16 protein-coding genes and 1 riboswitch are annotated in these 13529 nt (G+C 35.6%); of the genes, 11 read left to right on the forward strand and 5 right to left on the reverse strand.

From position 1 onward, the window contains the following. The first annotated feature begins 124 nt into the window (after window positions 1-124). From F0527_RS13830 to F0527_RS13850, 5 genes are all read left to right on the forward strand, one after another. The gene (locus F0527_RS13830; protein WP_066791147.1) at window positions 125-1399 is read left to right on the forward strand and encodes a S1C family serine protease; all 1275 of its coding nucleotides are present in this window, start codon (window positions 125-127) and stop codon (window positions 1397-1399) included. A 172-nt stretch (window positions 1400-1571) separates the two neighbouring features. Then, window positions 1572-1736: a CxxH/CxxC protein gene (locus F0527_RS13835; protein WP_084246975.1), complete on the forward strand. Its 165-nt coding sequence runs from the start codon at window positions 1572-1574 to the stop codon at window positions 1734-1736. Between the two features lie 90 nt (window positions 1737-1826). Further along, window positions 1827-2306: a 23S rRNA (pseudouridine(1915)-N(3))-methyltransferase RlmH gene (gene rlmH, locus F0527_RS13840; protein WP_150285310.1), complete on the forward strand. Its 480-nt coding sequence runs from the start codon at window positions 1827-1829 to the stop codon at window positions 2304-2306. 121 nt (window positions 2307-2427) lie between these two features. Beyond that, window positions 2428-2745, forward strand: a complete 318-nt coding sequence (locus F0527_RS13845) for a hypothetical protein (RefSeq protein ID WP_150285311.1) — start codon at window positions 2428-2430, stop codon at window positions 2743-2745. 12 nt (window positions 2746-2757) lie between these two features. Continuing rightward, on the forward strand, window positions 2758-3147 hold the full coding sequence (locus F0527_RS13850) for a MerR family transcriptional regulator (protein WP_190323501.1): 390 nt from the start codon (window positions 2758-2760) through the stop codon (window positions 3145-3147). A gap of 235 nt (window positions 3148-3382) precedes the next feature. Here the strand turns inward: F0527_RS13850 and rluF are convergent, their stop codons facing one another. The 5 genes from rluF to F0527_RS13875 form a co-directional block, all read right to left on the reverse strand. Continuing rightward, window positions 3383-4090 (reverse strand): 23S rRNA pseudouridine(2604) synthase RluF, encoded by a 708-nt coding sequence (gene rluF, locus F0527_RS13855; protein WP_150285313.1) that lies wholly within the window; start codon window positions 4088-4090, stop codon window positions 3383-3385. A 220-nt stretch (window positions 4091-4310) separates the two neighbouring features. Continuing rightward, window positions 4311-5084: a sulfite exporter TauE/SafE family protein gene (locus tag F0527_RS13860; protein WP_150285314.1), complete on the reverse strand. Its 774-nt coding sequence runs from the start codon at window positions 5082-5084 to the stop codon at window positions 4311-4313. 43 nt (window positions 5085-5127) lie between these two features. Beyond that, window positions 5128-6477 carry an amidohydrolase family protein gene (locus tag F0527_RS13865; protein WP_150285315.1) on the reverse strand — a complete coding sequence of 450 codons (1350 nt, stop codon included), beginning with the start codon at window positions 6475-6477 and terminating at the stop codon, window positions 5128-5130. A 63-nt stretch (window positions 6478-6540) separates the two neighbouring features. Then, window positions 6541-6999, reverse strand: a complete 459-nt coding sequence (locus tag F0527_RS13870) for a hypothetical protein (protein WP_066791133.1) — start codon at window positions 6997-6999, stop codon at window positions 6541-6543. A 1-nt stretch (window position 7000) separates the two neighbouring features. After that, window positions 7001-7852 (reverse strand): DUF3100 domain-containing protein, encoded by an 852-nt coding sequence (locus F0527_RS13875; protein WP_150285316.1) that lies wholly within the window; start codon window positions 7850-7852, stop codon window positions 7001-7003. A gap of 166 nt (window positions 7853-8018) precedes the next feature. Next, window positions 8019-8120, reverse strand: a riboswitch (purine riboswitch). A 203-nt stretch (window positions 8121-8323) separates the two neighbouring features. On the opposite strand from F0527_RS13875, the gene F0527_RS13880 reads away from it, so the two are divergent. The 6 genes from F0527_RS13880 to F0527_RS13905 all read left to right on the forward strand — a co-directional run bounded on the left by F0527_RS13880 (window position 8324) and on the right by F0527_RS13905 (window position 13462). Continuing rightward, the gene (locus tag F0527_RS13880; protein WP_150285317.1) at window positions 8324-9892 is read left to right on the forward strand and encodes a sensor domain-containing diguanylate cyclase; all 1569 of its coding nucleotides are present in this window, start codon (window positions 8324-8326) and stop codon (window positions 9890-9892) included. Window positions 9893-10003: 111 nt separating this feature from the next. Next, window positions 10004-10189: a hypothetical protein gene (locus F0527_RS13885; RefSeq protein WP_066791127.1), complete on the forward strand. Its 186-nt coding sequence runs from the start codon at window positions 10004-10006 to the stop codon at window positions 10187-10189. Between the two features lie 242 nt (window positions 10190-10431). Next, the gene (locus tag F0527_RS13890) at window positions 10432-11511 is read left to right on the forward strand and encodes an ankyrin repeat domain-containing protein (RefSeq protein WP_150285318.1); all 1080 of its coding nucleotides are present in this window, start codon (window positions 10432-10434) and stop codon (window positions 11509-11511) included. After that, window positions 11511-12146: a hypothetical protein gene (locus tag F0527_RS13895; protein ID WP_150285319.1), complete on the forward strand. Its 636-nt coding sequence runs from the start codon at window positions 11511-11513 to the stop codon at window positions 12144-12146. The genes F0527_RS13890 and F0527_RS13895 overlap by 1 nt, the downstream gene beginning before the upstream one ends. Window positions 12147-12270: 124 nt before the next feature. Then, entirely contained in the window at window positions 12271-12726 is a 456-nt protein-coding gene (locus F0527_RS13900; RefSeq protein ID WP_150285320.1) for a hypothetical protein, read from the forward strand. A 130-nt stretch (window positions 12727-12856) separates the two neighbouring features. Continuing rightward, on the forward strand, window positions 12857-13462 hold the full coding sequence (locus F0527_RS13905; RefSeq protein WP_150285321.1) for a hypothetical protein: 606 nt from the start codon (window positions 12857-12859) through the stop codon (window positions 13460-13462). Window positions 13463-13529 lie beyond the last annotated feature (67 nt).

Here is a 13529-nt window from a genome sequence, read left to right on the forward strand (position 1 = left end):
CGAAATGGGGAAGTTAAGATTAGGAAAACTTTGAGGTGATTTTAAACTTGTTTTCATCTTATTTTAATGTTGGTCAGATATTGTATTACTAACGAAGCAGATAATTGAAGAAAGGGTGAAATATATGGGATATTACGATCAAGATGAAACAAAAACACGTAGAAAAGATGGCAGCAAGGCAGGCTATTTTTTGAGCGGAATTATCGGTGTCATTGTAGGAGCACTTCTTGTATGGCTCTTATTGCCGTCCATGGTGGATTACCTGCCAAATAATAATAGTGCGAGAGTATCGAGCAGCGGCAGTTCCACAGCCAATAAAACATCCACTCCACAGGTGTCTACAGAGGTTTCCACGAATGTAACAGATGCTGTTGCAAAGACAAAGGATGCAGTCGTGGGCATTACAAATATTCAACAAACGCAAACTGACTTATGGGGCGACTTACCATTCCAAGATGGTGGCGGCATCACTGGAGGTAATGGCAAAAACGATCAGGATTCCAGTGAGCCAGTTGGTAGTGGTTCTGGTGTCATTTATAAAAAAGTAGGTAACAAAGCATATATCGTCACCAATAACCATGTTGTTGAAGGAGCTAAAACGTTAGAAGTTACATTTTCAGACGGCTCTAAAGAACAAGCTAAGCTAGTCGGTACAGATATATGGACAGATTTAGCAGTTATTTCTATCTCAAGTAAAAAGGTAAAAACGGTGGCTACTTTTGGCGACTCTGATAAATTAAAACAAGGTGAAACTGCGATTGCTATTGGTAACCCTCTAGGATTAGACTTCTATGGTTCTGTTACAACTGGCGTTATCTCAGGAACTGATCGTACTGTGCCAGTGGATTTAAATGAAGACGGTACGGAGGATTGGCAAGAAGAAGTATTGCAAACAGATGCAGCAATCAACCCAGGGAATAGTGGCGGTGCATTAATCAATTTGGCTGGCCAAGTCATTGGCATTAACTCAATGAAGATTTCTGAATCTGCTGTAGAAGGATTAGGTTTTGCCATACCAATTAATTCAGCTATTCCTGTAATAGACGAATTGCAACAAACGGGGAAAGTAGTAAGACCTTCAATGGGCGTATCACTTATCGATTTAACAGATGTACCAGCTTACCACCAAAGCCAAACTTTAAAATTACCTCCTGAAGTAACAGCTGGTATTGTTGTAAGCCAAGTTGTGAAAAATTCTTCAGCTGAAAAAGCAGGTATTCAGAAATATGATGTCATTGTTGAAATGGATGGAGAAAAAGTAGATAATTCGATCGACCTCCGTAAGATTCTTTACAACAAGAAACATGTTGGAGATCACATCAAATTAAAAGTCTATCGTGATGGCAAGTTAGTTCAAAAAACATTAACATTAGAAGACAGCTCAAAACTAAAACAATAATTTAGTTTGTGGATAACTAATGGAAAAGAATTAAATTATAAACAAGCGAGCAAGGAAAGAAAATCCCCTTCTTTCCAGCTCGCTTTTTGTTTGATACAATGAGTTGTGGATAAAAAAAGGTAAATTGTGCATAACTCTGTGGAAATCTAAAAGCAAGAAAGGAATAAATATTTTGACAATATATAGCTGTGAAACCCATATAGGACATGCTTTAGACATGTTTGTGGCAACTGAAAAAAAGATACCGTTAATGGAAAATATAAGTGAGGAAGAAAAGTTATCCACAAAGTGCGAGTACTGTGAAGAGCATGCTACATATATTGTGGCGAACAAATGAACGCACACAATATATTGAAGTGAATTGTGGATATGTGTATAACTTTTGGGGATAAGTTGTTTGTAAATAAAAAAGGTAGGTGGATAACTTGTGGGTATAACAATTATTAGTGTCGGTAAATTGAAGGAAAAGTATTTAAAAATGGGCATTGAGGAGTATGTCAAACGCTTAAATGGTTATACAAAAATGGAAATTGTCGAAGTTCCTGACGAAAAAGCGCCTGAACAATTGAGTGATGCTGAAATGGAAATGGTCAAAAAGAAGGAAGGAGAAAGGATCCTCGCTAAACTAACCCCTGATCACTATGTCATCGCCCTTGCTATCAACGGCAAGACGCGCAGCTCTGAAGAACTCTCAAAAGATATCGAAAGTCTCATGACATACGGCCAAAGCAAAATCGCTTTCGTTATTGGTGGCTCGCTTGGGCTTCATGATGATGTGTTAAGTAGAGCTAACGATAAACTCTCCTTTGGAAAAATGACCTTGCCGCATCAGCTAATGAAGCTAGTATTAGTGGAGCAAGTGTATCGAAGTTTCCGGATTATGAAGGGTGAACCGTATCACAAGTAAGTGCGGTTTTTGAATTTACATAGAACAGGCTACGAATTATTGTAGGCTGTTCTTTTATTTATTGACATGGAGTTAACTCCATCTTTTAAAGTGAATATATTAAAAGAATGGAGTGATGTAAATGGCTAGTGTGACGTATATATTGAGTGGACTATATGCTTTTTTAATGGCAGTAGCAGGCATCAAACAATGGAAAGAAGAAGGATATCATGTAAGAGCCTTATTATTCATTATTGTATCAACAGGAATAATTCTAACCTTATTTATACCAAATAAAGACTTGCTATTTCTATTACTAATTCTCTCATTTGCTTTTCTACACATATTGACGATTATACAAGGGATAGTAACAAATGGCCGAATTAAGTACAGCCATCATATCAGTCGTTTTATTTTCCATAGTATAATTATTTTAATGGTTTATAAATTTATAAAGTAGTAGGTGGTAGTGGTGAAAATTGGAGAATTTGCAGAGCGTACCGGTATTAGTAAAGATACTATTCGATACTATGAGAAGATAGGTTTATTACATCCAGAAATTATAAATAAATATCGTGAATATAACAATAATGACGTCATTCTAATTGAAACCATCATTAAACTAAAACAAACGGGATTTTCACTATTGGAAGTTAAAATGCTTTTTGATTGGTCGAAAAATACGGATCATAATAAAAAATTAACACAAGAAGAAATTCAAAACGTCCTTCAAATAAAAGAGATATTTCAAAATAAATATACACAAATGGTACAAACGGAAAATAACATTAAACAAATAAAACGTGTATTACTAAACGCAGATTATAAAATTGAACAACTATTAGAAAGAAATAAGGGTTAGAGTTTTTAACTTTTATTAAAGTTTGCAGAAAAACCGCATTTAAACTTATTACGGTGAACCCTATCATAAGTAAATAAATGAGGTTCTTAAGAGTAGAGATGACCTTATGCATATCAATCATCCTTAGTGCTGCTTTCTTTGAAAGAGGCACTAAGGATTTAATTCTAATGAGATTGTCCCTTTAGTATGGCTTAATTCAATGATAACTCTACTTTAATTTAATATTCCGTACTTTTTACCATTCTTTTGGTTCATAGTTTAATTCTCTAAATAATTGAGTTCGCTCTTTCTTGGATAAATCTCTCCATTGTCCAGGTGGGAGGTTACCTAAATGAATATTCATGATTCGGGTTCTTTGTAATCGGTACACTTCGTATCCTAATTCAGCACACATGCGGCGGATTTGACGATTTAGTCCCTGTGTCAAAATGATTTGAAAATCAAATTTTGATAATTGAACGACTTCACAAGGAAGTGTTTTGGTACTTAATATTTTGACTCCCTCTGACATCTTCTTCAAGAATTCAGGAGTAATTGGCTTGTCTACAGAAACGATATACTCCTTTTCATGCTTATTTTCAGAACGCAGAATTTCGTTAACAATGTCGCCGTCGTTCGTAAGAAGAATTAAGCCCTCGGAATCTTTATCCAAGCGTCCAATATTAAATATTCTTAATGGGTGGTTGACCAAATCAACAATATTCCCTTTTACACCTTTTTCGGTTGTACTCGTAATGCCTACAGGTTTATTTAGGGCAATATAGACATTATTCCTTGCTACAAAGATTGGATTTCCATCTACTTGGACGTCATCCCCAGCTTCAACTTGGCTACCTATAGTTGCACGTTTACCATTGATCGTAACTCTTCCATCGGAAATTAATTTATCTGCACCTCGTCTAGATGCTTTTCCAGCTTCACTTATATATTTATTAATACGCATGTTGGCACATCCTTAATCAGGGATTGTTTTATTAAATACTAACTATACTTTATTTTAAGGCTGAATCACATACTATTATTCAGATATAAGGGATAAAAGTTTGTGGGCAATTGAAATATATATTGCCATCATAGGAGTATTTTCGTTTGTATTTATAAGGAAAGTAGGGAAAGGTACTTTTTGTAGGGCTTAGAGGGACCTTCCATAAAAAAAGTGGGGATCAGGCCCCCACTTTTAGCATAACCAGCATATAAACCGAAGATAGGATAGTTATGAGTGCAATCATTATTTTTAAACGGTTGATAGGGACCTTATTAGCAAGACGAGTACCTGTAATAATTCCTATAATGGTTCCAATTAAACTAGCGATAATTAACATTGGGATGGTTTTCATATTGGCATGGGCAAAGTAGCCGAAGATGGATGGAATAGCAATGAACACAGAATTTAAAAGACTTACCCCTACGGCCACCCGAATATTGACTCCGAGGCTAACTAGTAATGGTACTAATAAAATGGGACCACCTGCCCCTGTTAATGCACAAATGGTTGCTGTTAGAAATCCAATAAGGATAACGATTAATGAATGATTCAATAGTATTGATCGATTTACTTTAGTATCATCCTTGTTTTTCTTAAGCATAGATAGCCCAGCTAGCAGGATAAAGATATAGAGAAGAAGCTTTGCTAGGAAATCAGAAATGAGTACATTGATTTGAACTCCCAAAAACGCACCTGGAAGACTGCCGAGACTTAAAAACAGCGCTAGTTTTAAATCCATATTTTTTGACTTCCAATAAGAATAGGCCCCAATTATACCCGAAACAGCAAAGGATAAGAAACTTAGTGCAAGAGAATCATGCACAGGTATATCTAAAAAGCCTACGTATATTAGAGGGAGAAGAAATCCTGCAATTCCGGACATCCCTAATAAAACGCCAATAATTAAATTGGAACATGCAACAATACTAAAAAGAAATAAATTTGTAAACATTTATCAGACCTCAATTATTCCTAACTCATGAATTAGAGTAGGGTTATATGTTTGCTCGAATAGAAAGTTCCTTCATTGCAAGCTTACTTTCATATTTTATTTTTTCCTCATCCAATGTAAGTACTTCCCTGTTTTTCATTAATATTTTGCCATCGACAATACAATCGGTTATATCATTACTGTTAACAGATTCGATTAGGGTATTTAGCAAGTTATGTGTCGGAGAAATATGCGGCTGGTCAATGTTAATTAAAATCATATCCGCTTTTTTACCAACCTCTAATGTCCCTAGCTGATGCTCTCGTAACATGGCTTTAGCGCCACCTAATGTCGACATTTCTAAGATATTCTTTGAAGGCATGACCACTGGATCAAAAATAGGAACTCCCAAAAAAGCTCGCATTAATGATTTAAACACTTTCATCTGGTCAAATAAACTCAATCCAGAGTGACCAGCTCCATCTGTTCCAAAACCAACACTTATATCTTTTTGCAGTAGGCTAGGTGTCTTAGGAATTCCCTTGCCTGAATTACTAATGGGACAGTGAACGACCTTACTATTATAAGTTTTAATAATATCCATTTCATTTTCAGAAAGTAGAATACTATGTGCACCTAGGAAATTTTGGTCCAAGACACCTATAGACTCAAGGTATTCAAACGGACGCATTTTAAAGTTTTCCAAGCAATAGCTAATTTCATTTGGATATTCATTCATATGGGATTGTACACCTGTGGAACATTCTATTGCGGCTGCAAAAACTTCCTGAATTAAATCAGGTGTACAAGTAATGATAGATCTCAGTGAAAACCATACATCTAATCTCCCGTTACCTGTTCCATGAAATTGGTTATATAATTGCCGACTCTCACTAATATTTTTCTCTATATTAGATTTCATTGTATCAGGAATATCCTTGCCGGTATCCATGGTGGAACAGGTAATAGCCCCTCGTAGACCAGATTCCACAATAGATTCTGCTACCTTATGCATATGTCTTCCACCTGCATCAATAAAGGCTGTTGTTCCAGACTTGATCATTTCAAGACAGCTTAACTGTGAGCTTATGTATACATCTTTTTCTTGCAGGTTGCTTTCAAATGGAACCATTATGCGTGTCCAAATCATAGGGTATTCATCTGCAATTCTTCCACGTAGAAGCTGCTGACATGAATGGGTATGTGCATCAATTAATCCGGGCATCAGTAATTTTCCATTTCCACATAGTGTTTCTTTCGATTTATAGGATTTTGATAAGGGGATATTATCACCAATATCTATGATGTTATTGTTTTTTATAACAAGACATTGGTTCTTTAGTACGTTTAAATCGGGGGTTAATATAGAACAATTTGTAATCATTAAATCAGCGTTATAATCTCTATTTTCCATAACAATTCTCCTTAGATGGCTTTAGGAAACAGGATGGCAGTCGCCTTCCTACCTCATCTGTATTTAGAATGAATCTAACGTATCAGTTAAGTTTAAGAACACTTGAGCAAAAATGGCTTGTATAAGAAATGTGCCGGTAAAAACTAAGATTGCTACGATGACCATTTTCCAACTTTGACTGATAAAGGATTTAAAGTTAAGTCCAATTCCAGCAAGGGTCCCAACAATTGTTATTGGAGCCATAAAGGATATTTTGGCTGTGTAATCAATGATTGGCTGGGAGATGGGGGAAATAGGACTTGCAACAAGTAATCCTGTAAGAATTACATAAACAATAGCCGGTATTCTTAAAGGAATTAATTTCCCTAAAAATATCCCAATGAAAGCTATTGCTGATAAAATCATTACACCTGGAATGGATTCTGCAATGGACATATGATTTCCAATTAGGTTAGCCACAAGGGTTGTAATAACGGAAGTGAATAAAAGAGAAATAGTCCAATCGCGCATATTCATTGTCATATTAACTACCAACCTTCATATTTTTTGTTTCTCGTGTATGTTTTGGGCTGATTCTTGGTTCAAGCCAGTAATACATTTTCCTTGTAAGAGGAAGTGAAATGAATAAAGTGAAGTAAATTCCAACAATTGCAGCCAACATATCACTTGCACCTGCTAGCATTACAATCTGATCAGCATATTCTGGATAGATGGTTGCCAGTGTGCTAGAAGCAGCCGCCATCATTACACCACTCCCGACACCACTGGCCATAGCTAGCGCTAAGGGATGGAAAATGTTCATGGATGCTACCAAACTTGCCAAAAAACCGATATAAATTGTACCGATTAAAAAACCGATGATGTAAATAGAAAGGGCGCCCCTTGCTTCTGGTGAATTGGCTCCATATAGATGACAAATCAGTCCATAATCCTTATCACGGCATGTAGAGCTAGTTGCACCGATGGCTTCTTTCTTAATCCCTAATAATATTGCGACTGGTAAGGCTAGAAAAATCGTTCCGACATGTCCAAGCTCCTGGAAAGCTAATCCTGGACCTACATCAACTAGTTTTGGAAGATTCGCACCGGCTAGTACCCCTACTTTTGCCATAAAAGGAGTAATGGCCACGAGAACAAGTGATGAGGCATTTTTTGATTCCTTTTCTTTAAAAAATCGAAAAATATCAGGTCCAAGTAAGACACTTATCACAAACGCAAAAAGCATTGGATATATGATAATTAAAGCAGACCCTATTTGAAGCTTTTTTAGCCCAATTAGTTCAGCAACGAGAACGATGACTAGAGCAGCCAGGTATAAACGATAATTCTCCTTGATTATTTTTCCTATTGATTGATAGTGTTCTTTGTTTTTCATTCTCTTTTTCCTCTCCTGTTGATTTTCTCTTTTTAGAATAGTTTCGTATAAATATGAGTGAAAAAAGAAAAACTCTAGTTAAATTAACTAGAGTTTGACATACAGAAAAAACAAAAAACGAGAAATAGCCTGAATAATGAATGGTTTGATCAGTGCTGATAACGTGCCGTTTTCTGTCATTCCTCATAGTCAAACTATTTACGGTAGTTTGGTAGAGACTTTTGGACCTTATTTCCAAGTTTATACGAAGAATCAAAAAGCGAATATTAAATTATGTATATTGGATATTTGTTCGTGTATTTAACAATTTATATCATTTTTTTTAGAATGTCAAATTTTTTTAAGAAGTTTTTCGACATAAGAGGACATTTTTTTTGATTGAAATGTGCATAGTCATAACAACAATAAGTATATGTATATCTGTTATTGTGCTAAATTAAAATAAAAACATTTTTAAAGAGGTACATAACCGTGAATTCGGATTTGACAGCTAATATAACTCTAGTTTGTACATCAAGCGTGCTAAATTTGTATTTATGCATATACGTTTTCGTTAAGCGATTTAATTATACGAAAATCGCCAATCTATTTATTCTTTATACGGCGTTTACATCTGTTTATTGTATTGCTTCCGCATTTGGGTTATTGTCTACAAATCTTGAACAAGTACAATTTTGGACTATCATTCAATATATAGGGATGCCATTTTCACCGCCTTTAGGGTTACTATTTATCATGCAGTATTTAGGGATGAAGATAACTAAAAAAGGTTGTGTAGCGCTTCTTCTTATACCTTTTATTAGCTTGATCCTGGTTGCTACGAATAATTTCCATCACCTGTATTATAGAGTGTTTGAAATTGATCCAGCTTTGGGCGCTCCTTATGTACATTTGGAATTAGGTATATGGTATATGATCCAAGGCGTTTTCACATTTGCCAGCATGTTTGTGGCCTTTCTTCTAGTACTCTCTCGTTGGAAAGAAACAGCTAGGGCTTACCGTTTGCAATTAATCGCATTAATGTGCGGTCAATTAGTGCCTATAATCACAGCTTTTATATATTTAATAGGGGTGACTCCTCCAGGAATTGACCCTGTACCAATGGTTTTATGGCTTTCTTCACTCTTATATTTATGGTCTATTAGCTCATCACGTATGTTTACGATTATGCCTGTTGCTAAAGATGTGATATTTAATAGTATTAATGATGGTGTTATCGTATTGGATGAATCTAACCGATTAATCGAGTTTAACCAAGCATGTCAGAGCATGTTTCCGAAATTGCATAAATCAATGTTTGGAATGGACTTTGCTAAAGTATGGCTTGAATTGTCAGGAAATGCATTCCCTTTTGATTTGAAGAAGACTGCATTTAACCAAGAACTACAGCTTAGAGCAGCAAATCATTCAGAGAATACTTATCAAGTTCGTATGTCACCACTACAGCATGCTAATACTAATAAAGGTCTGTTAATTATATTCACTGATATTACAGATCTAAAAAGATTGCAGGTTCAACTGGAATATCAAGCTTTTTATGATGAACTTACACAAATTTATAACCGACGTGCATTCTTTCAGAAGTGTAATCAAGAGTTTACAGAGTTAAAGCATACTTCATTGGCCTTCTCGGTAATTTTGATGGATATTGATTATTTTAAAAGAGTTAATGATACGTACGGGCATTTTGTTGGGGATCAGTTGCTTCAGCATGTAGTAAATATGTGTCGAGCTCAGTTGAACAAAGGGGAACTCTTTGCTCGATATGGCGGCGAGGAATTTGTTCTTGCATTAAAGGGATATACGGTGTTAGAAGCCGAAGTATTAGCTAATCAGATACGCAGCCATGTAGAAACAAACCCACTCATCACAAATGGTGGAATTATTTCTGTTACTCTAAGTCTTGGTGTAGCTGAAGCCACGAAAGAGAAAGAGGAGACACTTTATCAGCTTCTGAATAAAGCTGATAAAGCATTATATTCGGCCAAACAAGAAGGACGTAACCAAGTGTACATTTATACAGCGGAAAGTAATGTATAGTATACTTTGTACAAAAGATTATACCAGCTATACGAGTATCGCTACACATGTTTACCTTGAATTTTGTTATTTTAAATAGTAATAATATGAGTTATAAAAAGGACGGATGTAATGAAATATAATAAAACAACTATGTTAAAGCTTATCAATGAACATCGAACGTTGCATGATGAATTAAAAAGGCTAAAATCAGAAATGGGATTAGAGAAAAACTTCGCAGTAAAGGCATTGTACCATTCATATGTTGCAGAGGATGGTCCTTATATCAAAGAGTATCAAGATTTAGAGCGTTTATAAAAAATATGTCGGTGTTCCTAACCAGAACACTAAAAGATGAACCGTATATAATTATATACGGTTCTAATTTTATAATCTTTTGCTTCTGACAGGGCTTAGAGAAATCGACTACGTCTTCATATTATAAGATACGACTTCTCTGCCAGTTCATTGGCATCCATAAAGCTGAAAGTAGAACACCAAAACCAGGGTGCCTATTTTATTAGTAAGTAGCTTATTATAGAGATAGAGAGGTGTTTGGGATGATTGTTTTGAAAGATATTGGGAGGTTTAAAGAACTCCCGGAAATCGCCATGTATATTTACCAAGGGGATATCCCTGCTTTACAAGCATTAATAACAGCAGGCTGGGATATTGAGCAGGGCATCGTACTTAACAAGCGTATTACATTAAGCCCATTGGATCTGGCACTTGTATCACAGAAATTAGAGGTAGTAAAGCTGCTGGTAGAGCATGGGGCCAATCTAAATGCTAAGCATAATCCTGCATTCTTAAGAGCCGTCCGCTATTGTAAGGAAGACATAGTTAGGTATATTGCTGGACAAGGGGCCAAGTTAGATATGCTTAATCAAATAGGTTCTGATGCTTATTCACAGGCCTACTATGGTAACAAAAATAATATTCCGCTTATACATGAACTGGGATTAGATATAAAGCTTTATGGCGGTGCTGTATTGCGAGAAGCTGTTTTAGACCATGACATGAAGACACTCAATTATTTGCTCAATCAAGGAGTGGACATCAATTATAATAAACCAGATAAAGTCTATCCTTATGAAGCGACTCCGTTAACGGTTGCTGTACGTATGGGGAATACGACGATGGTTAAATTTTTGATTGAACACGGGGCGGACGTTACTTTAGCAGAAAAGAACGGTGAGAGGCCTTACACGATTGCCGTTAGTAATAAGCATAGTGACATAGCTGATTATTTAAAGTCACTAGAGCCGACTGAAATGCATAATTTAGAAAATAAAAAGCATGAACTGAAAAAATATAAATTACCAGATAAACTGGTAATCTTTCTTACAGGAGACAAGCCCCGTCTTGAATTAGCACAAAATGAATTTGATATTGGCTATATAGACTTTTTCACATTGACCGATACATTTGAAATGAAACTTGGCAAACAAAAGCTGTTGCGCCTATCAGCTGAAATAGATAATTATTCTGATTTGCAGCTAGTTTGGAATCCAAATAACAGAGGTCAGATAGGCTGTTATGACGAAGAACATCAGAATTATGCGGACCTATGCAGTTTTACAGATTTCCTTGCACAGCCTGAAATATACCTCATTAAGTTTCTTAAGGGAGAGGTGTAATGAAGAACTATACGAATATTTTAGTGGAGAGAACAGACTGTATTCTTTATTATGCAGTACCATGTTCTTCGAATGAAGATGGTACTGGTTGGATAGGTGGGAATGCACCTGATTTCTTTGATGAGCAAGCAAACCTTATCCATCAAGCTCATCAAAGCTATTATTTTTATTTGAGCATTATTCATCCATTCCAATCTGAAAGCATGATTTCAATTTTCATTCCAGAGGACTATGAACAATATTTGGACAAAAACATTTATCCAAGTTGTTCAATAAAGGTGATTGAGCATCCGATTTCAAAGGAAAGCGTCAAAGATCTATTTACTAATCCAGGTCTTATAAAACATGTAATTTCAGACGGAGAAATCACCGATGACAAAAAGTCTATGGAGTCACCTTTTTTAATTAAACTTGGTGGGAAACCAAGACTTATTCAAGAGGAAGACTATTACTTTACCAAACTAAAGGAAGAATCACTTTCTTTTTTCTTTCAAGTAGATGAAGATGGTTACCCTGAAGCGTTGCTTCATGCAGATGACAATTACCCATTTGGTTTTGGTTCCCTATATATTTTCGCCAACATAGGGCTTACTGAGATTCAACATCCAGTAGCAGGTTTTTGGCAATTCTCTTAATAAAACGAAGGGTTGATGAATGAAAGTAAGTTTAATATTCTGTGGCTAATGACAAGAAAATGAGTTGTGGTATACTCAGGAATATAATGGATGTAGTTTATTTTATAACGAAGGAGCAGTCTAGATGCTATCGGAAAAAGTAATCAATTATTGCAAAAGCAAGAACTGGTGGTTCGAAGATATTACAGACGAGTATGAACATGCATTAGTTAAGCTAGGCATCGATTTAGAGTCAGATTTTGCATCGTTTTATCTGCATGCAGAGGATGGACCAACTTTCTTCAATAGACGCCGTGAAATCTATCAGATTTGTTGGTTTATGATTAATTCTTCTGATTATATGTTAGGTATGGGGAGAACTCATAGCGTTTTAAAACTGCCTGAAGAATACATTCCTTTGGATAACTTTGATGGGGAGTTCGGCTTTTTTTATAATAAGAGCACAGATGAAGTATTAGGCTTGGGATTGGGACAGCAGATGGAAGATTTTTTTGCTGGTAATTTGAAACCGCAATGGAAAAGCTTTAACTGCTTCCTAGAATGGTATTTTGAACTAACAGATTCCTCTGTGATTATATAGAAAAAGCCCGTCAATTATTGTGAAGATATAAATGAAACTAATGTTAAATGCATAGATGAAATATTAATATTTGTTATATTCAGTTTTTTAGTTATTATTAAATTAGAGTGATATAAAAGGGGGAAAGCACATGTCGAAATCTGAAATGATGGATAAGTATCTGGATGCTTACGAGGGTAAAATTAGTGGTACTGTGATTTGTGAGGCTGTCGATTCAGCATTTGGAATAGATTTAGATAAGGCACCTATACTAAAAGATAATGCTATAGAAGGATCTACATCTGCTCCTGGCAAATTGTCTTCTAGAGAAGTGATTGATTTGTATCTACAGCAGTCTGATGAGAAACAAACAGGACCGGTTATTCGCCAGCTAATCAATAAAATTTTTGGAGTTAATTTAGAAGGGATCTCAGCCTTAGAAGGCGCAAAGATATCCTTATACTCTAAAGATCAATGGATTGTTCACCATGAAAAAGACTTATTTGTCGTCCATACTGGGATAGGTGATATTGATGTGAAAATTTATCCTACCACTTACTTTATAGAACAGACAGGATCAGCGGCACTTCCTGAGGACCTACAGCAATTATTATTACAACTAGGTTATACATATAATGAGGAAATCGGTAGTTATTATTATAGTAATCCTACAGGTGAAGCGGTTCCTGATAGTTTTAAAGGGAAAACCATGCAAGCCATTGGTAAGGTAGTAACAGAGTCCTTCGCAACTTTATAAGATATTTTAGTTAATAATTTCAAAAAGCCATATAAAAGGGAAACTTCCCATATTATATGGCTTTTTG

The sequence above is a fragment of the Rummeliibacillus sp. TYF-LIM-RU47 genome, assembly GCF_008638315.1.
GTDB lineage: Bacteria > Bacillota > Bacilli > Bacillales_A > Planococcaceae > Rummeliibacillus > Rummeliibacillus stabekisii.

Bases quoted from the DNA above. Each gene is read 5' to 3' on its own strand.
- F0527_RS13830 (WP_066791147.1), top strand. From the start codon at position 125: ATGGGATATTACGATCAAGATGAAACAAAAACACGTAGAAAAGATGGC.
- F0527_RS13845 (WP_150285311.1), top strand. From the start codon at position 2,428: ATGGCTAGTGTGACGTATATATTGAGTGGACTATATGCTTTTTTAATG.
- rluF (WP_150285313.1), bottom strand. From the start codon at position 4,090: ATGCGTATTAATAAATATATAAGTGAAGCTGGAAAAGCATCTAGACGA.
- F0527_RS13860 (WP_150285314.1), bottom strand. From the start codon at position 5,084: ATGTTTACAAATTTATTTCTTTTTAGTATTGTTGCATGTTCCAATTTA.
- F0527_RS13865 (WP_150285315.1), bottom strand. From the start codon at position 6,477: ATGGAAAATAGAGATTATAACGCTGATTTAATGATTACAAATTGTTCT.
- F0527_RS13870 (WP_066791133.1), bottom strand. From the start codon at position 6,999: ATGACAATGAATATGCGCGATTGGACTATTTCTCTTTTATTCACTTCC.
- F0527_RS13875 (WP_150285316.1), bottom strand. From the start codon at position 7,852: ATGAAAAACAAAGAACACTATCAATCAATAGGAAAAATAATCAAGGAG.
- F0527_RS13885 (WP_066791127.1), top strand. From the start codon at position 10,004: ATGAAATATAATAAAACAACTATGTTAAAGCTTATCAATGAACATCGA.
- F0527_RS13890 (WP_150285318.1), top strand. From the start codon at position 10,432: ATGATTGTTTTGAAAGATATTGGGAGGTTTAAAGAACTCCCGGAAATC.
- F0527_RS13895 (WP_150285319.1), top strand. From the start codon at position 11,511: ATGAAGAACTATACGAATATTTTAGTGGAGAGAACAGACTGTATTCTT.
- F0527_RS13900 (WP_150285320.1), top strand. From the start codon at position 12,271: ATGCTATCGGAAAAAGTAATCAATTATTGCAAAAGCAAGAACTGGTGG.
- F0527_RS13905 (WP_150285321.1), top strand. From the start codon at position 12,857: ATGTCGAAATCTGAAATGATGGATAAGTATCTGGATGCTTACGAGGGT.